Annotated in this window: 1 protein-coding gene; it reads right to left on the bottom strand. The window is 45.6% G+C overall.

Annotated elements, in window-relative coordinates; all coding sequences use genetic code 11:
* Positions 1 to 413, bottom strand: a 413-nt coding sequence (locus tag ACTHS3_RS16725) for a CNNM domain-containing protein (RefSeq protein WP_440368606.1), incomplete at its 3' end; no start/stop codon positions are given.
* Between the last annotated feature and the right edge of the window lie 115 nt (positions 414 to 528).

The raw sequence follows: 528 nt of genomic DNA, 5'->3' as shown, positions 1-528 counted from the left end.
ACAATGCGTACCGCCACCGCTTCGGGATGGGTCATTGCCATACGCTTGGGCATCAGGTCGGCAATTAAAATAAAGCTGCCTGTAACCAGCGAGAATGTCAGCAAAGAGGCAACTGTGCTGCCCCAACTACCTGCGTTCTCCAATAGTTTGCCAAAATACGGACGTATTGCTGCCTCGCCGACAATACCGGCAAGAATGGCGACGGCGTTCAAACCGATTTGGACAACGGTAATAAAACTGCCCGGCTGCTGCTGCATATTGATTACGTCAAGCGCACGCGTATCGCCGCCGTCTTTCGCCATGACCTGCAATTTGATTTTGCGTGCCGAAGCCAGCGCAAGTTCGGAACAGGATACAAACGCGCTAATGACAATCAGCAGGCACAATAATAGTAAGGCTTCAAAAATATTCATGAAAAAGTGTGTGTGTATGGTATAGGTTAAAAATATTCAAACAGCAAAGGCCGTCTGAAAAATTCAATTTGATCTTAGATTTGTATTATGTACATTTATTGTTTTAATCATCCAG

It is taken from the genome of Neisseria sp. P0009.S007, assembly GCF_051962515.1.
The sequence above is the reverse complement of the archived record's forward strand: the minus strand, read 5'-3'. Positions and strand labels throughout refer to the sequence as shown.